This window comes from Pseudomonas sp. FSL R10-2189 (assembly GCF_009600325.1).
Lineage (GTDB): Bacteria > Pseudomonadota > Gammaproteobacteria > Pseudomonadales > Pseudomonadaceae > Aquipseudomonas > Aquipseudomonas helleri.
Genome location: NZ_WIVZ01000022.1, coordinates 80,574 through 103,519, shown reverse-complemented (window position 1 = coordinate 103,519; position 22,946 = coordinate 80,574). Strand labels below are relative to the sequence as shown.

Annotated in this window: 20 protein-coding genes; 12 read left to right on the top strand and 8 right to left on the bottom strand. The window is 60.1% G+C overall.

Going from position 1 to position 22,946, the window contains the following annotated elements:
- Window positions 1-841 precede the first annotated feature (841 nt).
- From GHO32_RS16810 to pilG, 6 genes are read right to left on the bottom strand one after another with little or no spacing between them, the layout of a single operon-like run.
- Entirely contained in the window at window positions 842-1,315 is a 474-nt protein-coding gene (locus tag GHO32_RS16810; protein ID WP_153336376.1) for a chemotaxis protein CheW, read from the bottom strand.
- Window positions 1,308-7,226 carry an Hpt domain-containing protein gene (locus GHO32_RS16805; protein ID WP_153337878.1) on the bottom strand — a complete coding sequence of 1,973 codons (5,919 nt, stop codon included), beginning with the start codon at window positions 7,224-7,226 and terminating at the stop codon, window positions 1,308-1,310. The genes GHO32_RS16810 and GHO32_RS16805 overlap by 8 nt, the downstream gene beginning before the upstream one ends.
- 24 nt (window positions 7,227-7,250) lie before the next feature.
- Window positions 7,251-9,308, bottom strand: coding sequence for a methyl-accepting chemotaxis protein (locus GHO32_RS16800; RefSeq protein WP_153336374.1), 2,058 nt, complete (start codon window positions 9,306-9,308; stop codon window positions 7,251-7,253).
- A 53-nt stretch (window positions 9,309-9,361) separates the two neighbouring features.
- Window positions 9,362-9,901: a chemotaxis protein CheW gene (locus GHO32_RS16795; RefSeq protein ID WP_153336373.1), complete on the bottom strand. Its 540-nt coding sequence runs from the start codon at window positions 9,899-9,901 to the stop codon at window positions 9,362-9,364.
- A 10-nt stretch (window positions 9,902-9,911) separates the two neighbouring features.
- The gene (gene pilH, locus GHO32_RS16790; RefSeq protein WP_153336372.1) at window positions 9,912-10,289 is read right to left on the bottom strand and encodes a twitching motility response regulator PilH; all 378 of its coding nucleotides are present in this window, start codon (window positions 10,287-10,289) and stop codon (window positions 9,912-9,914) included.
- Window positions 10,290-10,332: 43 nt separating this feature from the next.
- Window positions 10,333-10,740: a twitching motility response regulator PilG gene (pilG, locus tag GHO32_RS16785; RefSeq protein WP_123750811.1), complete on the bottom strand. Its 408-nt coding sequence runs from the start codon at window positions 10,738-10,740 to the stop codon at window positions 10,333-10,335.
- A gap of 319 nt (window positions 10,741-11,059) precedes the next feature.
- Between pilG and gshB the strand changes: the two genes are divergently transcribed.
- The 7 genes from gshB (at window position 11,060) to GHO32_RS16750 (ending at window position 16,949) form a co-directional block, all read left to right on the top strand.
- Window positions 11,060-12,013, top strand: coding sequence for a glutathione synthase (gshB, locus tag GHO32_RS16780; protein ID WP_048370940.1), 954 nt, complete (start codon window positions 11,060-11,062; stop codon window positions 12,011-12,013).
- Window positions 12,014-12,090: 77 nt separating this feature from the next.
- On the top strand, window positions 12,091-12,990 hold the full coding sequence (locus GHO32_RS16775) for an energy transducer TonB (protein ID WP_048370942.1): 900 nt from the start codon (window positions 12,091-12,093) through the stop codon (window positions 12,988-12,990).
- A gap of 59 nt (window positions 12,991-13,049) precedes the next feature.
- A complete protein-coding gene (locus tag GHO32_RS16770; RefSeq protein ID WP_153336371.1) occupies window positions 13,050-13,622 on the top strand; it encodes a YqgE/AlgH family protein in 573 nt (190 codons plus the stop codon).
- A complete protein-coding gene (gene ruvX / locus GHO32_RS16765; RefSeq protein WP_048370946.1) occupies window positions 13,622-14,062 on the top strand; it encodes a Holliday junction resolvase RuvX in 441 nt (146 codons plus the stop codon). The genes GHO32_RS16770 and ruvX overlap by 1 nt, the downstream gene beginning before the upstream one ends.
- Window positions 14,063-14,145: 83 nt before the next feature.
- Window positions 14,146-14,664: a bifunctional pyr operon transcriptional regulator/uracil phosphoribosyltransferase PyrR gene (pyrR, locus tag GHO32_RS16760; protein WP_153336370.1), complete on the top strand. Its 519-nt coding sequence runs from the start codon at window positions 14,146-14,148 to the stop codon at window positions 14,662-14,664.
- A gap of 12 nt (window positions 14,665-14,676) precedes the next feature.
- Complete coding sequence (locus GHO32_RS16755) at window positions 14,677-15,681, top strand: aspartate carbamoyltransferase catalytic subunit (protein WP_048370951.1); 1,005 nt, start codon at window positions 14,677-14,679, stop codon at window positions 15,679-15,681.
- Window positions 15,678-16,949 (top strand): dihydroorotase, encoded by a 1,272-nt coding sequence (locus GHO32_RS16750; RefSeq protein ID WP_368668325.1) that lies wholly within the window; start codon window positions 15,678-15,680, stop codon window positions 16,947-16,949. The genes GHO32_RS16755 and GHO32_RS16750 overlap by 4 nt, the downstream gene beginning before the upstream one ends.
- Window positions 16,950-17,048: 99 nt before the next feature.
- On the opposite strand, the gene GHO32_RS16745 is transcribed toward GHO32_RS16750, so the two are convergent.
- The gene (locus tag GHO32_RS16745; RefSeq protein WP_048370954.1) at window positions 17,049-17,465 is read right to left on the bottom strand and encodes an NINE protein; all 417 of its coding nucleotides are present in this window, start codon (window positions 17,463-17,465) and stop codon (window positions 17,049-17,051) included.
- Between the two features lie 252 nt (window positions 17,466-17,717).
- Between GHO32_RS16745 and GHO32_RS16740 the strand changes: the two genes are divergently transcribed.
- A complete protein-coding gene (locus tag GHO32_RS16740; protein ID WP_048370955.1) occupies window positions 17,718-18,365 on the top strand; it encodes a C40 family peptidase in 648 nt (215 codons plus the stop codon).
- 100 nt (window positions 18,366-18,465) lie between these two features.
- On the opposite strand, the gene GHO32_RS16735 is transcribed toward GHO32_RS16740, so the two are convergent.
- Window positions 18,466-19,458, bottom strand: a complete 993-nt coding sequence (locus GHO32_RS16735; RefSeq protein WP_153335308.1) for a type IV pilus twitching motility protein PilT — start codon at window positions 19,456-19,458, stop codon at window positions 18,466-18,468.
- A gap of 57 nt (window positions 19,459-19,515) precedes the next feature.
- Between GHO32_RS16735 and GHO32_RS16730 the strand changes: the two genes are divergently transcribed.
- The 4 genes from GHO32_RS16730 to GHO32_RS16715 all read left to right on the top strand — a co-directional run bounded on the left by GHO32_RS16730 (window position 19,516) and on the right by GHO32_RS16715 (window position 22,943).
- Complete coding sequence (locus GHO32_RS16730; RefSeq protein ID WP_048385085.1) at window positions 19,516-20,202, top strand: YggS family pyridoxal phosphate-dependent enzyme; 687 nt, start codon at window positions 19,516-19,518, stop codon at window positions 20,200-20,202.
- 31 nt (window positions 20,203-20,233) lie between these two features.
- Window positions 20,234-21,052 carry a pyrroline-5-carboxylate reductase gene (gene proC, locus GHO32_RS16725; protein ID WP_153335309.1) on the top strand — a complete coding sequence of 273 codons (819 nt, stop codon included), beginning with the start codon at window positions 20,234-20,236 and terminating at the stop codon, window positions 21,050-21,052.
- A gap of 11 nt (window positions 21,053-21,063) precedes the next feature.
- Window positions 21,064-21,651, top strand: coding sequence for a YggT family protein (locus GHO32_RS16720; protein ID WP_048385088.1), 588 nt, complete (start codon window positions 21,064-21,066; stop codon window positions 21,649-21,651).
- A gap of 152 nt (window positions 21,652-21,803) precedes the next feature.
- The gene (locus tag GHO32_RS16715) at window positions 21,804-22,943 is read left to right on the top strand and encodes a homoserine O-acetyltransferase (protein ID WP_048385090.1); all 1,140 of its coding nucleotides are present in this window, start codon (window positions 21,804-21,806) and stop codon (window positions 22,941-22,943) included.
- Window positions 22,944-22,946: the final 3 nt, after the last annotated feature.

Here is a 22,946-nt window from a genome sequence, read left to right as displayed (position 1 = left end):
TAACCAATTACATAGCCAGGTGCTTGCTGAAGTCAGGAGGGTTTAGAAATCAGCTACACCCTTAAATGCGAAGAGCCGCTTTAAATCCGTAGGCCAGACACGGTTGAATATGATCTAACGGCTGCGAGGTCGAGTTGATCACTGTATTGGAACTATTACTAACCAGCAACGCGGCACTGTTACAATCCGCTGGATGATCTCGCTGCGCCAAGAGATACCCCCCTCCATTGAATACCGACCGACTGACATCGCCCTCAACAGAAGTACAGCGAACATTATTTTTATAGAATATATCAACCCCTGATAATTCCTTAGACCGACATCGAACAAGGCGACTTAGAGCATCATAGACATAATGAACACTATTAACATCATCACCACTCATACTTTTCGCTCCTGACAATCAACATTAGAGCCAACAGCGTAGGAAACCTTTTATATCTTGAATACCCCCAAAAGTAACTGGATTTGCCTGCTCATGTAAAACCCAGAATAAATATCACCCGCTGTTAATTATTCAAATGAATAACAATGCCAAATATTACATACAGAAGTCGGCAGTCTTGCGCAGAATGCCAAGCAACTTATTGAAGACGGGGCACAGCGCGATCTGGTGTTGTCGGTGCTGCATTTGGTGGATATGGCCAGAACACAGGTTGAAAAATCCTTGAGTAGCCTCAACCCACGCTGATCTGGACATGCGCCTGTTTCGCGGCAGGCGCATTAACCTTCAGAAATAGCACGGTAAACAACCGAATCAATAGACTGCACAGCCCCCTGTAGGAGCGAGCTTGCCTCGCGATCTTTTCAACGATCAAAAGATCGCGAGGCAAGCTCGCTCCTACACGGGGTCGGGCGTTTCTGGCTCGCTACCCGACAGCACCAGCCTCTCCAATCCCAGTAGATCCGGGATTTTTGCCACGCTCTCGCCCACTTGCACCGCCGCGCGTTCGAACGGGCTGAGGGGCACGTCGACGAAGCTCAGTTGGCTGTCGAGCCGGTAAGAGCGCGGGATGCCTTGCACCACCAGGCCGATGAATTTGAGGCGCGGGTCGCCGCTCAGGGTGTTGAGGATGACGATGCGCGCGCGCTCGCCGATGACCAAGGGGCCGCCGCAAGCCGCTTCGAAGCTGATCAGCGGCAGTTCGCGGTCGCGCCAGTTGATTTGCCGGACGTGCCAGGACGGTGAGTCGATACTCGGCTCGCCACGCTGCCAGTCGATCAGTTCGGCAATCGCCACGTTGGGCAGGAGCAAGTAGCGGTCGGCCAACGGCAAGAGCAAGCAGGTCAGGCTGCCAACGCGGTGATCAAGCATGGAAGTTGCTCCAGTAGGCAATGCGTTCCAGCAACACCGACTCTTGATACGGCTTGCCCAGGTAGTCGTTGACGCCAATCGCCATCGCGCGGTTCTGGTGCTTTTGCCCGGTACGCGAGGTGATCATGATGATCGGCAGGTCTTTGAGACGCGGGCTGTTGCGCACGTGGGTGGCCACTTCAAAGCCGTCCATGCGCGGCATTTCGATGTCCAGCAGCATCAGGTCCGGGATGTGGTCTTCGAGCACGCTCATGGCGTCGACGCCGTCTTTGGCGGTAATCACGTTCATGCCATTGCGCTCCAGCAAACGGCTGGTCACCTTGCGTACGGTCACTGAGTCGTCGACTACCAAAACCAGCGGCGGGCGCACCGCCGGGGTGAAGTCCAGCACGCCGTTGGCTTCATTGATCGCCTGCTGCAAAGGCTGGCGCGCCTGGTGCGCACGCAGGTAGGCCAACAGGTCGAGGATCAGCACCACGCGGCCATCACCCAAAATGGTCGCCCCCGACACGCCTTGTACCCCGGTAAATTGCGGGCCAAGGCTTTTGACCACGATTTCACGCGAGCCCGCCAGCGCATCCACGTGCAAGGCCACCCGTTGGTCATTGCAATGCACCAGCAACACCGGCAGCGAATGGTTTTGCCCGATCAGTTGGGGTTTGCCCACGGTTTGCAGCAGCTCGCCCAAGTAACGCAGGTCGTAATCCTGGCCCGCGTAGTGGTACATGGGCGGGTCGAGCTGGTAATAGTCTTCAAGCTCGTTGGGCATCACACGCACCAGCCCTTCAACGGTGTTGAGCGCAATGGCGTATTGCTCGTCGCCGCACTGCACCATCAAGGCGCGGTTGAGTGACACGCTGAACGGCAGGCGGATTTGAAAGTGCACCCCTTGGCCCGGCACTGAGTCGATGGTCATGTTGCCGCCCAGTTGGCGCACTTCTTCATGAACCACGTCCATGCCGACGCCGCGCCCGGAAATCTGGGTGATTTTTTCAGCGGTAGAGAAGCCCGGCTGCAAGATGAACTGCAACACGTCACGGTCGCTGACCATCATTTGCGGGTCTAACAGACCGCGCAGGATGGCCTTGCGCCGCACCGCTTCGAGCGGCACCCCGGCGCCATCATCACGAATGTCGAAGACCACGTCGCCGCCTTCGTTGGACAGCTCCAGGGTAATCAACCCCTGCGCCGGCTTGCCGCTGGCCTCGCGGACGTCGGTAGGCTCAAGCCCGTGGTCCACGGCGTTGCGCAGCATGTGTTCAAGCGGCGCGACCATGCGTTCCAGTACATTGCGGTCGATTTCAGCTTCGGCGTTGATCACGCTGAACTCGACCTGCTTGCCCAATTCAGAGGCCACTTGGCGCACCACGCGTTTGAGGCGCGGCAACACCCGTTCGAACGGCACCATGCGGGTGCCCATCAGGCCTTCCTGCAGTTGGGTGTTCACCCGCCCCTGTTTCTGCAACAGGCTGTAGGCGTCCTGATTGCGCGCCGCCAGGGTGGCCTTGAGATCGAGCAAGTCCGAAGCTGACTCAAACAGTGCCCGCGACAATTGTTGCAGCTGGGAATGGCGGTCCATTTCCAGCGGGTCAAATTCGTCGTAAGCCAGGCCATCGACTTCGGCGTGCTGACGGCTGTGAATGCGGCTTTGGGTTTCGGTGTCGAGCCGACGCAACTGATCGTGCATGCGCTCAAGGGTGGTCTGCATTTCGTTGAGGGCGATCTTGCCGTCGTTGACCTGCTGCTCCAGACGCCCGCGAATCATCGAGGTTTCGCCCGCCAGGTTGACCAGGTCTTCGAGCAGCTCAGCTGGCACCTTGAGCATGTCCAGCCCCGTGCGCTCGGCTTCGGGCAGCAACCCGGCGGCGGGCTCGGGCTTGCTCACCGCCGGGCTCTGGACGGCTTGCCGGACACTGCGTTCAACCCGCTGAATATGCTCGATCAACACCTGCGGCGAAGGCACCGGCTGGCCGCTGCGCAGGGCGTCGAGCATCTGCGCCAATTGGTCATGGCTGCGTTGTAGCAAGGTAAACAATTCAGCACTGGGAGACAGAAAACCTAATGAAATGTCTTCAACCAGGGTTTCCAACTCGTGGGCAAAATCCCCGATGGCGCTGATTTCGACCATCCGCGCCCCGCCTTTAAGGGTGTGCAGGTCGCGCAGCAGGTTTTCGTCTTCAACGGTGTTTTGCGGCTCGGCCTGCCAACGCACCAAGGCCGCACCGGAGCTTTCCAGCAGGTCAAACGCCTCTTCCAGAAAGATATCCAGCAGCTCCGGGTCGATGCCGTTTTGCGGCCCGGCAGGCGTTGGCGCTGGCGTGGCGTTACCCGGTTCTACAGAGGCAGCGCTGCTGTGCCGAAGGGTACGAATGGCCTCAATCAGTTCAGTGGGTTCGTCCAGAGGCGTGTGGTGACGCAGTTGTTCGAGCATCACCAGCAGTTGCGCATGGCAGAGCTCCAGCAGGCGCGCCAACGTCGGGCTCTCGCTCAAGCGGCGATCCAGCAGCCCTTCGTATAAGTGCTCCAGCTCGTGGGCCAGGTCGCCAATCGGCACGATACCGGCCATGCGCGCGCCGCCCTTGAGCGTGTGCAAGTCTCGTTGCAGCGAGGACAACGGCGCCAGGTTGTCGGGCTCATTGATCCAGCGCCGCAACGCATGGCTGGTGCTGTCGAGGATATCCACCGCCTCTTCGATAAAGATGGCGACGATCTCATCGTCCTGCGTGTCGTCCTGCTCGGCATCCAGCTGCGCCGTGGCGGCGCCCAGTTCTGTGATGTCCAGGGTCTGGTTGCCTTCACGGCGGATCAGGCCGGTAGCGTCCGGCGCCAAGCCTTCATGCAGCAGCGCCTGTAACGCGTCGATGCGTTGCGGTTGTGGTGTGATCTCTTGCCCGGCGGCCAATTGGTCGAGCATGTTGATCAGCGCTTCCTGAGCCTCATCGGCCTCTTGAAAGAACCGCTCGCTGACCACCAGGCTGCTTTCTTCTACCGCGCCGTACAGGTCGAGCAAGGCTTCGCACAGCGCATCGACGGGCTGTAGGTCGAGCAAAAAGGCCGACTCGCCCAGGTCGGTCAGTTGGTCTAGCAGACGCTGGAGGCCGTCGCGCTCATGGGGGTGTTGCCGCCAGTGGCGCAACAGCGTTTCGGCCTCGAACAGAATGTCCATGCTCTGGCCCAAAAACTCGCTGATACGCTGCGGGTCCCGCGGGGGCGTCAACGTGCCCGAAGACGCATTCAGGGCCATGTCCAACCGTTTGCTGACCCATTGCCCGATGCGTTCTATCAAGGCCCGGGCGCCACGGATCTCGGCCAGCGGGTCGAGGTCCAGCTGCTTGAGGCCGCGATGCAGCAAGCTGTCGGCCTCAAGCAGCAAGTCAATTTCTTCGACGTCCAGCTCAAGGTGATGGGCCTTGTACTCACGCACCAGGTAATCCAGCGGCGCCGCCAGCTCGGCCATTCTGAGCACGCCCGCCATATGCGCGCTGCCTTTGAGGGTGTGCATGGCCAACTGCAAATCGTCAGTGGCGTACAGCGGCACGTGCTCGCTGGCCAGGTCCAGAAAGTGGTTGAGGCTGTTGAGGTGGGTTTGTGCTTCCTGGCGGAAGATATCCAGCAATTGCGGATCAAAACTGGCGCTCTGCTGCTCGATCTGCAGCGGCTGCGGGCGCCCCTTGGACAGGCTGTGGGCGCGGGCCGCGAGCTGGTCGACATCGTGATGCTGACGCTGGCTACGATCGGCGAATTCCTGGATCAATTGCGGCAGGAGCACCAGCGCCTCTTCCAGCAATTGATCAATCGCTGGGGACGGCGCGACTTTGCGTTCGATCACCCGGTTCAGCAAGTTCTCAACGGCCCAGGCCAGTTCCGCCAGCACCAGCGCACGCACCATGCGACCGCTGCCCTTGAGCGTATGAAAGGCTCGCCGCAGTTCGGCCAACGCGGCGCTGTCGGCCGGGTTGGCAACCCATTGCGGCAAGGCGTCGTGCAGGGCAATCAAGACTTCTTCGGTCTCTTCCAGAAAGACTTCCAGCAGTTCTTCGTCCACCGGTTCTTCGTCTACCGGCGGCGGCAACAAGCTCTGCGGGATGTGCTGCGCAGGCGGGTTCAGCGACAGCGGGCCGGCCAATACCTGCGCCAGGCTCTGCATCACCTGAGGGTCATCCGGGGTCTGCACCGCTGACCTGGCCTTGACGGGAGGCGCGTTGAGCGACTCATCGAGCACCAGCACATTGCGCTTGGCGGGCGCGTAACCCAGCGCTGTGAGGCTCTTTTCAGCGCGCTCCAGCACCTTCTCGCTGGCGGCGCCGGGGTCCAGCGCCAAACGCTCCAGGTAGTACTCGATGCTGATCAACGCATCCGCCAACTGATCAAGCTGCGCGTTGGCGGGCAGCGGGCCCGCCAACAAATGCTCTTCGACAAAATCGTGACAGCTGTTGAGCAGGCCAGCGACCCGCCGCAGCGGGATCATCGCCAGCGCGCCACGGATCTGCGTCAGCACGCCAAGCAACCGTTGCAGGTGCTGGCGGTCGTGACCGTCGGCGAGAAAATCAGTGATCAGGTCTTTGATCTCTTCAAGGCCAATACGCGCTTCTTTGATCACCAGTTGGTGAATCTGAATCAGATCAGTGGTGGGCAGGCGGCTCTCTTCCCGCGAAGACGGCTCGACATTGCCGACCATCCCGGCCAGCGTGGCTTCGACGTACAGCAAGGCGGCAGCCACATCCATCAACACGGCGTCTGTCGGCTCGCGCTGCCCTTGGGCGATGCCCTGGACCACCGCCAACTGGTCGATGATGACTTTTCGCGGCTGGCCAAAACCGAGCACTGCCAAGGTGTCGGCGATCTGGCGCAACGGCGCCATCAGGCTGCTCAACTCGGACACGTGTAAACGGTCACTGCGCACAAACAGATCGAGGCGTTCCTTGACCCGCACCAGCTCTTCGCACAACGCCGAGACCACCGAGCGCATCGCGTCACGGTCAGGCCCCGCCAGCCGCGCCCGTTCTTCGTCGACCATGGCCGCATCGGGCATGGCTTCGTCCAGCTCGTAACGGTTTTTCAGCGCAAGCATCTTGGTGGTCGGCTGTTCGGCCTTGGCGATGTAAAACAGCAAGCTGGTGAGCAGCTCATCCGGCGCAGGCTGGTTGACGCCCTCAATACCTTGCGCCAGCAAGCGATTGAGTTCTTTGTCGGACTCATTGAGCAGGCTGCGCAACGCCGGGCTATTGGCCACACGGCCGCGCAACATGCCGTCCAGCAAGGCCGAGGCGACTTTCCACAAGGCGTTGATGGGCGCGCCCTGGCACAGGCTTTCAAGTTGGCTGAAGACATTGGCCAGGCGCTCCAGATTGCCGCGCACATCTTCCTCACCCTGCAAACCGTTCAACGCGGCTTGCAGGGCGTGGCGCAGGGTCATGATCTGGCGCGGCCATTCGGCGGGGATCAAGTGCGCGAGGGCGGCTTGGTCCAGTGTCGGCAATGTCTGTAAATCGGGGCTGAACAGGCTGGTTTCTGACAGCAGGCTTTCGCCACGGGCGGTGCGTAAATCGTTGATTAACGGCAGCACCACCAGCGGCCAGTCACGCCGGGCCGTGTGAACGCGGTCCAGGTACAGCGGCAACTGGTTGAAGGCTTGCATCAACAGGCGCAGGGCTTCTTCGCTCTGGCTGACCCGGCCTTTCTGCAGGGCGACCACTAAGTGTTCGGTTTCTTCGGCCAGCAGGGCGGCGCCATAAAACTCCACCATCAGCAGGCTGCCGTGCACCTGATGAATACACGCCAGGCACTGCTCCAACGCCTCGGCAGCGGGCTGCAAGACATAGTCCTCCAGCGCCGTGCGCGCCTGTTTCAAGGTGTCGGCAATCTCGTCTTTAACCCATTCGAGGGCTACGTAGTCGCGCCGGTCAACCATAACAACTCCAGTCTGAATGTCGCACTACTGCGGCTCTCGGGGTTTTGGCGAGGCGGGCAAGGTGAAACCGGACACCGAGCGGCGCAGTTGGCTGGCCATCTTGGCCAGGTTGCCAATGCTGTCGGCGGTGGCAGTCGAGCCGGACGAGGTTTGGTTGGTGATTTGCTGAATCACGTTCATGGTCAGGGAGATCTGCGCAGCCGAGCTGGTTTGCTCTTGCGCCGCGTTGGAGATGCGCTGAATGAGGTCAGCGAGGTTTTGCGACACCCCTTCGATCTCTTCCAGCGCCACCCCCGCGTCGTGGGCCAAGCGCGCACCGCGCACCACTTCGGTGGTGGTTTGCTCCATGGAAATCACCGCTTCATTGGTGTCGGCCTGAATGGCCCGCACCAGCGTCTCGATTTGCCGGGTCGCCGCCGACGAGCGCTCAGCCAGACGCTGTACTTCGTCCGCCACCACGGCAAACCCGCGTCCGGCGTCACCGGCCATGGACGCCTGAATAGCGGCGTTCAACGCCAGAATGTTGGTCTGGTCAGCAATATCATCAATCAGGCTGACAATGTCGCCGATTTCCTGAGAAGACTCGCCCAAGCGTTTGATGCGCTTGGCCGTGTCCTGGATCTGGTCGCGAATGTTGTCCATGCCGCGAATGGTGTTGTGCACCACTTCGTTGCCTTTGTTGGCAATCGCCACCGAACGCTCCGCCACCGCCGAGGATTCAGACGCGTTGGCCGACACTTGATCAATCGATTGCGCCATATGCTGCACCGACCCGGACGCCTCGGCGATCTGCTGCGCCTGATGCTCCGAAGACTCCGCCAGTTGCATGGCCGAGGCTTGGGTTTCCTGCACGGCGGCCGCCACCTGGCCCGCCGTCAGGTTGATGGTGGCCACCAGTTCGCGCAGTTGGTCGATGGAATAGTTGATGGAGTCGGCAATCGCCCCGGTGAAGTCTTCGGTGACCGAAGCGGTCACGGTCAGGTCGCCGTCGGCCAGGTCTTCGATTTCGTCGAGCAGCCGCATGATTGCGTTCTGATTGCGCTCGTTCTTTTCAGCGGTTTCACGCAGTTGGCGATTGGTTTCGCGCACCATCACCAGCCCGATCAGGATGATTGACGCCAGCGCCAGCAAGCCCAGAACGTAGCCACCGATGATGTCCAGCGAGCGACCGTTGGCCAGGTTTTCAAAGCCGTTGGCCAGGGTTGAGGCTTCATCGAGCAGGGTCTGCGACAGGCTGAAAATGGTGTTGGCGGCTTCGCGCACGTGGAACAGTTGAGGCGAGGTTTCGAGGATTTCATCCACCGAGCCCGAGACAAACTGGAACAGCTCGGAAATCTCCAGCAGGCGGGCGCGGGCGTCCTTGTCTTCGACTTTAGGAATGCGCAGCCCGTCATTGCCTTCGAGCATGCCATTAAGCACCTGGCCGAAGCGGTTGGCATCACGACCAAACGCATCGGCCGCCTGCGCCGCCGTTTCATCGCCCGCCAGCACTGTGTTAACCGCGCCTAATATGCGCTCGGCCAGCAACGACTGGCGCTGGGCCAAGGCCACCTGGCTTGCCGGGGCGCCGCGCTGTAACAAAATTTCGACGACTTTCTCGTACTCAACCTGTAGCTGCGGCACGGTCTCGGCCAAGGTGGCTGCCACTTGATGCAGCGACAGCACAGTTTGCTCGCTGGCCAAAATCGCGTTGGTGCTGTCCAGCAACTGCTCCCAGTCGCGCTGAACCGACTGCATTTCTTTGTGTACCGCTACCGGTGCAGGCGGCAGGCCGGTGCTGGGATCACCTTTTTGCAGGTACTCCCAACGCTGGCTGAAGTCATTGCGCGCATCCCCCAGCAATTTGAACGCGGCGGCCTTGCCAGCGGCAGCTTCAGTGGCGTTTTTGGCGATGCGCTGAGACAACACGCGCAGCTCGCCCGCGTGGCTGATGTATTGCTTGTCGTAGTTGGACTGGGTGTTGAGGTAAGCAAAGTTGGCGAACAACAGCATGATGAACACGATCAGGGCGATAAAAAGCACGATGATCTGCGAACGACTGCGCGACCCTTCCAGTGGTTTAGCGGTATTGGCTGTGCTCATCAGTCAGGCCTTGGCATCCCGTAGTAAAGCAAAAGGTAAAACACGCGCCCCACTCACACCGCGACAGCCCAGAACTGGGCCGCGTGGGCCAGCACGAACGGGCTGAAAATCCACCACTCTGGCTGGCTGGCAAAGCGTCCCTGGATAAAAGGCACCAACAATAGGTTGGGCAACGTCTGCACCTGGGTGTCCAGCTCAGTTTGATCAAAGTGCTGCATGCCCAGCACCTCATCCACCTGCAAGCCGACAAACACGTCTTTGAATTCCAGCACCATGACCCGCCGTTGCTTGCGCAGGGGCGACGGCTCAAGCCCGAAAAAGCTGCACAGATCAATGATCGGCAACAATTGCCCACGCAGGTTGGCCACCCCTTTGACCCACGGTTTTACCCCTGGCAGCAAGGTAAACCGTGGCTCGTGGAGGATCTCGGCGATTTCGCCCATGGGCGCCACAAAACGATGCTCGCCCATCCGAAAGCCGATGCCGCTCCAACTGCCGGCCTGTACTTGCACCGGCGCCAGACCTGCTGCCAAAGCGCGGCAGCGTTGGTCAATCTCAAACAGCAGTTCGAAGGCGGTCAGTGAGTCAGGCATTGGCAGGCCGTCATTGAGGGCGGCTGTCAGCCAGCACGTTCTTGAGCGTCAGCCTCAGGTTATCTTCGTCCACCGGCTTGGTGATGTAAGCCTTGGCGCCCTGACGCTTTGCCCAGACCATGTCGGTTTCCTGGTCTTTGGTGGTCACCATGATGACCGGAATGTGGCTGGTTTCGGGGTCTTTGCTGAGCTGACGCGTGGCCTGAAACCCATTAAGGCCAGGCATCACGATGTCCATCAGCACCGCATCGGGTTTTTCCTGGCGGGCCAATGCCACGCCGTCTGCGCCGTTTTCAGCCTTCAGCACGACATGACCATGTTTTTCCAACATGCCGGTCAGTTTGAACATTTCGGTCGGCGAGTCATCGACGATCAGAATGCGAGCCATGGTGTTCCCCATCTAAAAGGTAATCGGCCCTCGGGGCCGAGCGTCATTGAACGTTCGGGACAATATTAAAACCCGGTACATGGGCCTTGATGGCACTCAGCAGTTCATCTCTGCTGAAGGGCTTGGTCAAAAATTGATCAGAGCCGACAATGCGTCCCTTGGCCTTGTCAAACAAACCGTCCTTGGAGGACAACATGATCACCGGGGTCATTTTGAACGCCCGGTTGTTCTTGATCAGGGCGCACGTCTGATAGCCATCCAGGCGCGGCATCATGATGTCGACAAAAATAATGTGTGGATGATGGTCAACAATCTTGGCCAGCGCATCAAAACCGTCGATGGCCGTAATGACCTCGCAGCCCACGTTTTTCAGCAAGGTTTCAGCGGTCCGGCGAATGGTTTTCGAGTCATCGATCACCATCACCTTCAAGGCGCTGGAATGCGTGTCCATATGTGCTCTACCCTCGCCACGGCGACCCGTTTTGTTACAACTGTGTCGCCTAAAACCGCAAATCCTTGAAGGACAAGGGCTGTAAGCACTGTGCGAGCCTTTTTAGCACAGTCGCGACCTGCAATCTATCGGACGGTTTTTCCTTGACCATCCACCGCAGTCAGCGCCACTCTTGCGCCAATTTTATGAGTCAGCAGATGACCTGTAGGAGCGAGCTTGCCTCGCGATCTTTTGATCTTTTTAAAGATCGCGAAGCAAGCTCACTCCTACGGTTAATCACATTTCGCCTTTTGCCCACTATTTAATCGAGGAATTTGCCATGAGCGTTCGAGTCGGGATTGTCATGGACCCCATTGCGGACATCTCCTATAAAAAGGACAGCTCGCTGGCCATGCTGCTGGCCGCACAGGCACGCGGCTGGACCCTGTTTTATATGGAGCAGCAAGACCTATACCTGACCGAAGGCAAGGCACGCGCGCGCATGAAGCCGCTGAAAGTGTTCGCCAACCCTGAAAAGTGGTTTGAGCTTGAGGCCGAGGCCGACACGGCCCTGAGCGATCTGGACGTAATCCTGATGCGCAAGGACCCGCCCTTCGACATGGAGTTTGTGTACACCACCTATCTGCTCGAACAAGCCGAGCGCGACGGTGTGCTGATCGTCAACAAGCCGCAGAGCCTGCGTGACTGCAACGAAAAGCTGTTCGCCACCCAATTCACCCAGTGCACGCCACCAACCGTGGTCAGCCGTCGCGCTGACGTGCTGCGTGAATTCGCGGCCCAGTACGGCGATGTGATCCTCAAGCCGCTGGACGGCATGGGCGGCACGTCGATCTTCCGCCACCGGGTCGGTGATCCCAACCTGTCGGTGATCCTCGAAACCCTGACTGCCAACGGCACCCAGCAAATCATGGCGCAAGGCTACTTGCCGGGCATCAAGGACGGCGACAAACGCATCCTGATGATCGACGGCGAGCCGGTACCTTATTGCCTGGCGCGGATCCCGGCACAGGGCGAAACCCGTGGCAACCTGGCCGCTGGTGGCCGTGGCGAAGCCCGCCCGCTGAGCGAAAAGGACCGTTGGATTGCAGCCCAAGTCGGCCCAACCCTGCGTGAAAAGGGCCTGTTGTTTGTAGGATTGGACGTTATCGGTGAGCACCTGACCGAAATCAACGTCACCAGCCCGACCTGCATCCGGGAAATCGACAACGCCTTTGGTACCAACATCGGCGCACTGCTGATGGACGCGATTGAGCGCAAACTCGCCGCACGCTGATCTGCGACCTCCTGAAAAAGACCAACATTGCGCTATCATGCGCAGCCTGTGAAACCCGCGATGTTGGTCTTTTTGCCATGACACTCCCCAGCGACCTGCCCCCTGAACTGCGCCACACCGGCGTGCGCGCAGCTGATCGCCTGGGTTTTGCCCTGTTTATCGCAGCCCTGCTGCATATCGCGGTGATTGTGGGCGTGGGTTTCAGCGCCAGCGAGCCCAAGCCAATCAGCAAAACACTGGAAATTACCCTCTCGACGTTCAAGAGCGAAAAAGCTCCGGAGAAAGCTGACTTTCTGGCGCAGGACAATCAGCAAGGCAGCGGCACGCTGGATAAAAAAGCCGTGCCCAAGACCACTGAAGTGGCGCCGTTCCAGGACAACACCGTCAAAAAGGTCACCCCGCCCCCGGCCGCCAAGCCGGAGCAACCCAAGGCCGCGCCCAAAGCAGCCGTGACCACCGTGGCGCCCAAACCTAAAAAAGCCCCGAGCGAGCCGCAAAAGACCAAGACTGAGGCGGCGCCCAAGGCCAATATTCCGACGTTCGACAGCTCGCAGCTGTCCAGCGAGATTTCCAGCCTCGAAGCCGAACTGGCCAACGAGCAGCAGTTGTATGCCAAGCGCCCTAAGATCTACCGCATGAGCGCGGCCTCGACCATGCGCGACAAAGGCGCCTGGTACAAAGAAGACTGGCGCAAGAAAATCGAGCGCGTGGGGAACCTCAATTACCCCGAGCAAGCCCGTCGCGAAAAAATCTACGGCAAGCTGCGCCTGCTGGTGTCGATCAACCGCGACGGCTCGTTGCACGAGGTGCTGGTGCTTGAGTCCTCCGGGCAACCGCTGCTGGATCAGGCCGCGCAACGCATCGTGCGGCTGGCAGCGCCTTTTGCACCGTTTACCGGCGACCTGGCCGATATCGACCGTTTGGAGATCATTCGGACCTGGCGCTTCGGACCGGGGGATCAATTGTCGAGTAATTAAGCGGCAATCTTCATCCCCTCAACTTGTCAGTTGCCCTTGTCAGCGCCACACTTACGCCCATGAAAAAGCACACGCCAACGTACCTCAAGCACCAATTGCTGATGGCCATGCCACATATGGCCGACCCTAACTTTGCCCACACGTTGACGTATATCGTCGAACACACGGCCAATGGGGCCATGGGGCTGGTGATCAACCGCCCGATGGATCTGAATCTGGCGGACATTCTTGAGCAGTTGCGCCCCGATGTGCTTTCGTCGCCTCTGTGCCAGCACGTTCCGATCTACGGCGGCGGCCCGGTGATGGTGGATCGCGGTTTTGTCTTGCACCCCGCCACGATGAATTTTGACGCCACCGTCGAGCTGCAGGACGGGCTGGCCCTGACCACTTCGGTGGACATCCTGTTCAGCATTGCTGACGGTCGCGGCCCGCAGCGCAGCCTGATCTGCCTGGGCTACGCCGGATGGGACGCCGGCCAGCTGGAGGCCGAACTGGCCGACAACGCCTGGCTGACCTGCCCGTATTCAAGCGACATTCTGTTTGCAACCTCCAGCGAGCTGCGCCTCGATGCGGCCGCCAAACACCTGGGAGTGGATCTCAATTTGTTAACCAGTCAAGCAGGCCATTCCTGATGGCCAGCCTTCGTTTATTGCTGGGTTTCGACTACGGCACCCGCTCCATCGGTGTCGCCGTGGGCCAGATGGTCACCGGCCAGGCCCGCGAGTTGTGCAACCTGAAAGCCGAAAACGGTATTCCCAAGTGGGAAGAAATCGAAAAGCTGATCAAAGAGTGGCAGCCCGACGCCATGGTGGTCGGCATGCCGCTGAACATGGACGGCACCCCGAGCGAGTTCTGCGCCCGCGCGCAAAAATTTGCCAACCGCCTCAATGGCCGCTTCAATCTGCCCGTGTTTACCCACGATGAACGCCTGACGACCTTCGAAGCCAAGGGCGAACGCCGCTCTCAGGGCGGCCAGCGTGGCAGTTACCGCGACAACCCCGTCGATGCCATCGCCGCCAAGCTGGTGCTGCAAGGCTGGCTCGACGAACACCCGGCACCACCTCAAGCCTGACGCTGCGTTTGCCTCACTGACGCGCCCCATTGTTTGCGCCCGCCGCCGCACGCTTTGCCACGCGGGCCTGTTAAGGAGCCACCATGATATTGCCTGTCCCCGCTGAACTGATCTCCCAGATGGCCGTCGACCTCAAGTCTCATCTGGAACGTCGCGGCATCACCGAGCCACGTTTCATCGGCATTCGCACGGGCGGTATCTGGGTTGCTCAGGCGCTGCTGCGCGCACTGGGCAGCGACTCGCCGCTGGGCACGCTGGACGTGTCGTTCTACCGCGACGACTTCAGCCAGAACGGCCTGCACCCGCAAGTGCGCCCCTCGGACCTGCCATTCGAAATCGAAGGCCAGCACCTGGTGCTGATCGATGACGTGCTGATGAGTGGCCGCACCATCCGCGCCGCGCTCAACGAGCTGTTCGACTATGGCCGCCCGGCCAGCGTGACCCTGGTCAGCCTGCTGGACCTGGACGCCGCCGAGCTGCCGATCCGCCCGAACGTGGTCGGCGCGACCTTGTCACTCAAGCCCACCGAGCGGGTGAAATTGTCCGGCCCGGCGCCGCTGACCCTCGAACTTCAAGATTCATCTCTAGAACCCGCCCTTTAAGAGACCATTGCGATGACGCCTCCAGACGCCAAGCGCCCGCTACAGCTCAATGATCAGGGCCAACTGCGCCACTTCCTGTCGCTCGACGGGTTGAGCCGCGAGTTGCTGACTGAAATCCTCGACACCGCAGACTCGTTCCTTGAAGTCGGCGCCCGAGCGGTTAAAAAAGTCCCGCTGCTGCGCGGCAAGACCGTGTGCAACGTGTTCTTTGAAAACTCGACCCGCACCCGTACCACGTTCGAAATGGCCGCCCAGCGCCTCTCGGCTGACGTGATCACGCTGAACGTGTCGACCTCGTCGGCGAGCAAGGGCGAAACCCTGCTCGACACCCTGCGCAACCTGGAAGCCATGGCCGCTGACATGTTCGTGGTGCGCCACGGTGACTCGGGCGCCGCGCACTTTATTGCCGAGCACGTGTGCCCGCAGGTCGCGATCATCAACGGCGGCGACGGCCGCCATGCGCACCCGACCCAGGGCATGCTCGACATGCTCACCATTCGTCGGCACAAAGGCGGCTTTGAAAACCTCTCGGTGGCCATTGTTGGCGACATTCTGCACTCACGGGTGGCGCGTTCGAACATGATCGCCCTGAAAACCCTGGGCTGTAAGGACATCCGCGTGATCGCGCCGAAAACCCTGTTGCCGATCGGGATCGAGCAATACGGCGTGAAGGTGTACACCGACATGAACGAAGGCCTGAAAGACGTCGACGTGGTGATCATGTTGCGTCTGCAGCGCGAGCGCATGGCCGGTGGCCTGCTCCCGAGCGAAGGCGAGTTCTACCGCCTGTTCGGCCTGACCACGGCACGCCTGGCAGGCGCCAAGCCGGACGCCATTGTCATGCACCCTGGCCCGATCAACCGTGGCGTGGAGATTGAGTCGGCGGTGGCCGACGGCCCGCACTCGGTGATCCTCAACCAGGTGACTTACGGCATCGCGGTGCGCATGGCGGTATTGTCCATGACCATGAGCGGGCAAACCGCCCAGCGCCAAATCGAACAGGAGAAGGCCCAGTGAAACTCAGCATTCTCGGCGCCCGCGTCATCGATCCTGCCAGCCAGCTGGATCAAATCACCGACCTGCACCTGGAAGCAGGCAAAATCGTCGCCATTGGCGCCGCACCTGCCGGCTTCACCCCAAGCCAGACCCTCGACGCCAAAGGCCTGGTGGCCGCACCGGGGCTGGTTGACCTGAACGTCGCCCTGCGCGAGCCGGGTTACAGCCGCAAAGGCACCATCGCCAGCGAAACCCGCGCTGCTGCGGCCGGTGGCGTGACCAGCCTGTGCTGCCCGCCGCAGACCAAGCCGGTGCTCGACACCTCGGCAGTGGCCGAGCTGATCCTCGACCGCGCCCGCGAGGCCGGCAACTGCAAAGTGTTCCCGATTGGCGCCCTGAGCAAAGGCCTCGACGGCGAGCAACTGGCCGAGCTGATTGCCCTGCGTGACGCCGGTTGCGTGGCCTTCGGCAACGGCCTCAACAGCTTCAGCAACACCCGCACCCTGTGCCGGGCGCTGGAATACGCGGCGACCTTCGACCTGACGGTGATCTTCCACTCCCAGGACCACGACCTGGCAGAAGGCGGCATCGCCCACGACGGCCCGATGGCGGCCTTCCGTGGTTTGCCGGGCATCCCTGAAACCGCCGAGACCGTGGCCCTGGCCCGTGATCTGTTGCTGGTTGAGCAAAGCGGCGTACGGGCGCACTTCAGCCAACTGACCAGCGCACGTGGTGTGGCGCTGATTGCTCAGGCGCAGGCACGCGGCTTGAAAGTGACCGCCGATGTGGCGCTGTACCAGCTGATTTTGACCGATGAAGCGCTGGTGGATTTCTCCAGCGTGTACCACGTGCAACCGCCGTTGCGCACCCGCGCAGACCGCGACGGTTTGCGTGCAGCAGTGAAGTCGGGCGTGGTGCAGGCGATTTCCAGCCATCACCAGCCACACGAGCGTGACGCCAAACTGGCACCGTTCGGTGCGACTGAACCGGGCATGAGCAGCGTTGAACTGCTGCTGCCATTGGCAATGACGTTGGTAGAGGACGGTTTGCTGGACTTGCCGACCTTGCTCGCACGCCTCAGCGCGGGCCCGGCCCAGGCTTTGCGCCTGCCCGCTGGCAGCCTGACCGTGGGTGCACCGGCTGACCTGGTGCTGTTCGACCCGGCCGCGTCGACCGTGGCCGGTGAGAAGTGGTATTCCAAGGGCGACAACTGCGCGTTCCTCGGCCACTGCCTGCCGGGCGCTGTGCGTTACACGCTGGTGGATGGGCGGATCAGTTACGAGGGCTAAGCCACCCTCTGACCGTTGTAGGAGCGAGCTCGTCTCGCGATCTTTTGATTGTTTAAAAGATCGCGAGGCAAGCTCGCTCCTACAGATTTTGGCGTTGGCTTAACGACGATCAGCGTTCTCAATCGAGATCTGGTCGTTCAAGGTCCAGAAGTCATACAGCACGCCAATCAGGAAGAAACCGCCCGTCAGCAGGTAGAGGATCCCGGTGATCCACTTGCCCATGTACATGCGGTGCACGCCAAACACACCCAGGAACGTCAGCAGGATCCACGCCACGTTGTAATCCGTGCTCCCCGCAGTGAACCGCAGGTCGGCTTCACGGTCCATGCTCGGGATCAGGAACAAGTCGATCAGCCAGCCGATCCCCAACAAACCAAACGTGAAAAACCAGATCGTCCCGGTCACCGGCTTACCGTAATAGAAGCGATGTGCCCCCAGGAAACCAAAAATCCAGAGCAAATAACCCAGCACCTTGCTGTGGGTATCATGCTGTGTTGCGTCTCGATAGCCGCTCATAAATGCCCTCTTTGCCAGTGATAGAAAAAATTTCTGATTTTTTTTGTGACTTTTTTACTGTCTCGTAACAGGTAAAAGTGTCTTACAAAAAAACGCTCAAAGCCTTGTCCTACCTGACCTGTACCGTTTTCCTGTGACAATTTGTCACCGTCCTACGCCCTTTTGACCCTCAAGTCGAGTCGACAAACGGCCTGAGAAAGGACAAAAAAGCTGTTATAAAGTTTCGCGCTAATAACCATTGAGCCCTGCCGAATGCGTCCTTTATTCAAGACATGGCTAACCATTTGCCTTTTAATGCCACTGGCCGCCCACGCCACCAACCGTGAGCAACATCTTCCGTCCGGCTTCACTGGCTACACCGCAAAGTCATCTGCGAGTGCGCCTTATGTTGCCACTAACAGCAAAACCAAGGCTGTATCACGCCCAACAGCGAGTAAAGCCCACCGCAAGGCCCCCGGCAAAATTGCCACTGCTTCTTTGGCAGCCGCCAACAAGCAAAGCAGTGCCGTACTGAGCCGCGCCGTGAATGTGTTGGGTACTCCTTATCGTTGGGGCGGTAGCAGCCCAAGTAAAGGGTTTGATTGCAGCGGTTTGGTGAAATATGCGTTTAACGACGTAAAAGCCGTTAATTTGCCGCGCAGTTCCAGCGAAATGGCCAGCGGCCATGGGCAAAAAGTGGAACGCAAGGATTTGAAGCCGGGCGACTTGCTGTTTTTTAACATCAAGAGCCGCACGGTCAACCACGTCGCCATTTATCTGGGCAACGACCGGTTTATCCACGCGCCGCGCCGCGGCAAGTCGGTGACCATCGACACCCTGAAAAAGCCTTACTGGCAGAGCCACTACGTGGTTGCCAAGCGCGTGTTGCCTAAAGAGACCCTGCGGGTCGCTCAGCGCTAAACCCTGTGGGAGCGGGCTTGCTCGCGATGCGGACAACGCGGTTTATCTGTTAACCGCATTGATCCAATCGCGAGCAAGCCCGCTCCCACAAGGGTTGGCGCTAATCTATCAAGCCGTTTTCCTTCAGCCGCTTCAGGCTCATCTCCAGTGTCTGCATCCCTGCCGCCGCGCCGGTCTGGATCGCCGAGACCATCTGCGCCACTTTGTTTTCCCGGATCAGGTTACGAATCGCAGGCGTGACCAGCATGATTTCGTGCGCCGCGACCCGTCCTCCCCCCGCACGTTTGACCAATGTTTGCGCAATCACCCCTTGCAGTGATTCAGACAGCATCGTGCGCACCATGGCCTTTTCATCGGCCGCGAACACGTCAATGATGCGGTCGACGGCTTTGGCCGCTGATGCGGTGTGCAACGTCGCCAGCACCAGGTGCCCGGTTTCTGCCGCCGTCAGCGCCAGGCGGATGGTCTCCAGGTCGCGCAGTTCTCCGAGCATGATCACATCCGGGTCTTCACGCAGCGCCGCCCGTAACGCCGCCGCCACGCTGTGGGTGTCGCGGTGCACTTCGCGCTGGTTGATCAGGCACTGGCGGGGCGCGTGCAGGTACTCAATCGGGTCTTCGATGGTAAGAATGTGCTGTTGGCGGGTTGCGTTGATGTGATCAATCATTGCGGCCAATGTGGTGCTCTTGCCCGAGCCCGTCGCGCCGGTGACCAGTACCAGCCCCTGTGACAGGCCACAGAGCCCTTTAAACACCTCACCCAGCCCCAACCCTTCCAGGCTGGGGACTTGCGCCGTAATGCTGCGAAACACCGCCCCGGCTCCGCGCTGCTGCTCAAAGGCATTGACCCGAAAGCGTCCCAGTCCGGGCACTGCGTATGAAAAATCTGCTTCGTGGGCGGATTCAAAGGCTGAACGCTGTGCGCTATTCATCACGCTGTGGATAAGTTCACGCGCTGCGTCCGCGGTCAGCACCGGCAGGTCGCAACGCTGTATGTCCCCGTCCACCCGCAGCATGGGCGCCACGCCCGCTGACAGGTGCAGGTCTGATGCCCCGTGTTTGACGCTGAACGCCAACAGGTCGGCGATATCCATACCCCCTCCCAATTCCAGTAGAATGCCGCAGACTTTTCCAACGGCGGGCTTAATTGAATGTCCACGATAGCAGGCAACATTGCTCAGGTTGAGGCGCGTATCCGTGCAGCGGCAGAGGCTGTGCAACGTGATGTAACGAGCATTCACTTACTCGCGGTCAGCAAGACCAAACCCGCAGCCGCCTTGCGCGAGGCGTACGCCGCCGGCATTCGCGATTTTGGCGAGAATTATCTGCAAGAGGCCCGTGCCAAACAGGTCGAATTAACCGACCTGCCCTTGAGTTGGCACTTCATCGGCCCCATTCAATCGAACAAGACGCGTGAGATCGCTGAGCATTTTGCGTGGGTGCATTCCGTAGACCGCTTGAAGATTGCCCAGCGCCTCTCGGAGCAACGCCCGGCCGACTTGCCGCCGCTCAATATCTGCATTCAGGTCAATGTCAGCGGTGAGGCCAGCAAGTCAGGCTGCACGCCCGAGGACTTGCCAGCCCTGGCGGCGGCAATCCAGGCGTTGCCACGTTTGACGTTGCGCGGTTTGATGGCGATTCCGGAACCCACCGAGGTGCGCGCCGAGCAAGACGCCGCGTTTGCCAAGGTACGATCATTGCAACAAAGCCTGAACATGGGGCTCGATACACTCTCCATGGGCATGAGCCACGACCTGGAGTCGGCCATTGCCCAAGGCGCGACGTGGGTGCGCATCGGCACCGCGTTATTTGGCGCCCGCGATTACGGCCAGGCTTGAGACACTCGCCCAACTTTTATAAGGATCGGTTATGAGCACAACGCGTATTGCCTTTATCGGGGCCGGCAACATGGCTTCCAGCCTGATCGGCGGCCTGCGGGCCAAAGGTCTGGATGCTGCACAGATCCGCGCCTGCGATCCCGGCGCCGAGACCCGGGCCAAGGTCGCGGCCGAGCACGGCATTGAGGTATTCGCTGACAACGCGCAGGCCGTGCAAGACGCTGACGTGATTGTGATTGCGGTTAAACCGCAAGCCATGAAGGCCGTGTGCCTGGACCTGCGCCCGCACCTTAAGCCGCATCAACTGTTGGTGTCGGTAGCTGCCGGTATCACCAGCGCCAGCCTGCTGAACTGGGTCGGCGCGCAGCCGCTGGTTCGCTGCATGCCGAACACTCCGGCCTTGCTGGGCAAGGGCGTGAGCGGCCTGTTCGCCACGGAGTCGGTGACCGCCGAACAGCGTCAGCAAGCCGACGAGCTGCTGTCTGCTGTGGGCATCGTGGTATGGGTCGACACTGAAGCACAGATCGACGCCGTGACCGCCGTGTCGGGCAGCGGCCCGGCGTATTTCTTCCTGCTGATCGAAGCCATGACCGCCGCTGGCGTCAAGCTCGGCCTGCCCCGTGAAGTGGCCGAACAACTGGCGCAACACACCTCGCTGGGAGCTGCCCACATGGCCGTGTCCAGCGGCATCGACGCGGCTGAGCTGCGCCGCCGGGTGACCTCACCCGCAGGCACCACCGAAGCGGCGATCAAGTCCTTCCAGGCTGACGGCTTTGAAGCCATCGTCGAAAAAGCATTGAGTGCCGCCGCGCACCGCTCGGCCGAAATGGCCGAACAATTGGGTCAATAAAGGAGCACATGATGTCTGGACTTAATGGCGCTGCCATTTTTGTGATTCAAACCCTGGGTAGCCTCTACCTGCTGATCGTGCTGCTGCGTTTTATTCTGCAACTGGTCCGCGCCAACTTCTACAACCCGCTGTGCCAGTTCACCGTGCGCGCCACGCAACCGTTGCTCAAGCCGATGCGCCGGGTGATCCCGAGCCTGTTCGGGCTGGACATGTCGTCGCTGGTGCTGGCCATTCTGGTGCAGATGGTGATTTTCGCCGTGGTCCTGACACTGAGCTACATGTCCTTCAACATTCTCGGGCTGCTGGCCTGGGCGCTGATTGGCGTGTTTACGCTGTTTTTGAAGGTATTCTTCTTCGCCATCATCATCAGCGTGATCCTCTCGTGGGTTGCACCGGGCGGCGCCAGCCCGGCCGCTGAGCTGGTCAACCAGATCACCGAGCCCGCCCTGGCACCGTTCCGCCGTATTCTGCCGAGCATGGGCGGCCTGGATATCTCGCCGATTCTGGCGTTCATGGTCATCCAGTTGCTGCAAAGCTACGTCATCCCGCCTTTGGCGATGTACGTCGGCATGCCGGTCGTGCTGTTCGGTCTGATCTAACGAAAAAACCTGTAGGAGCGAGCTTGTCTCGCGATCTTTTAAAACATCAAAAGATCGCGAGACAAGCTCGCTCCTACAGAGGTTTGAGCATTGCTTGCCGCTCTGCCCCCCGCTCATTAGACTTACGCCTCATTTGAATGAGAGCAGGGTCAATGCCAGCTGCCTTTCCCCCCGATTCCGTTGGTCTGGTCGTGCCGCAAATCGCGCACTTCAGCGAACCGCTGGCGTTAGCCTGTGGCCGTTCACTGCCTGCCTATGATCTGATTTACGAAACCTATGGCCAGCTCAATGCCACGGCCAGCAATGCCGTGCTGATCTGCCACGCGCTTTCCGGGCATCACCACGCGGCCGGTTACCACAGTGCCGACGAGCGCAAGCCCGGCTGGTGGGACAGCTGCATCGGCCCCGGCAAGCCGATCGACACCAACAAGTTCTTCGTGGTCAGCCTCAACAATCTTGGCGGCTGCAATGGCTCAACCGGCCCAAGCAGCCTCAACCCTGAAACCGGCCGCCCGTTTGGCGCCGATTTCCCGGTGCTGACCGTGGAAGACTGGGTGCACAGCCAGGCTCGCCTGGCCGACCGTCTGGGCATCAACCAGTGGGCCGCCGTGATCGGCGGCAGCCTGGGCGGCATGCAGGCGTTGCAGTGGAGCATCAGCTACCCGGATCGCCTGCGCCATTGCCTGGCCATTGCCTCGGCGCCCAAATTGTCCGCGCAGAACATCGCGTTCAACGAAGTGGCGCGTCAGGCCATCCTTACCGACCCTGAGTTCCACGGCGGCTCGTTCCAGGAACAAGGCGTGATCCCCAAGCGCGGCCTGATGCTGGCGCGCATGGTCGGGCACATCACTTACCTGTCCGATGACTCCATGGGCGAGAAATTCGGCCGTGGCCTGAAGAACGAAAACCTCAACTACGACTTCCACAGCGTCGAGTTCCAGGTAGAAAGCTACCTGCGCTATCAGGGCGAAGAGTTTTCCGGGCGTTTCGACGCCAATACCTACCTGTTGATGACCAAGGCGCTGGACTACTTCGACCCGGCCGCCAACTACAACGATGACCTGGCCAAAACCTTTGCCGGGGCCAAGGCACGCTTTTGCGTGATGTCGTTCACCACCGACTGGCGCTTCTCGCCCGCACGCTCGCGTGAGCTGGTGGATGCGCTGATGGCGGCGAAAAAAGACGTTTGCTACCTCGAGATCGATGCACCGCAAGGCCATGACGCCTTCCTGATTCCGATCCCGCGCTACCTGCAAGCCTTCAGCAATTACATGAACCGAATAGACCTGTGAGAA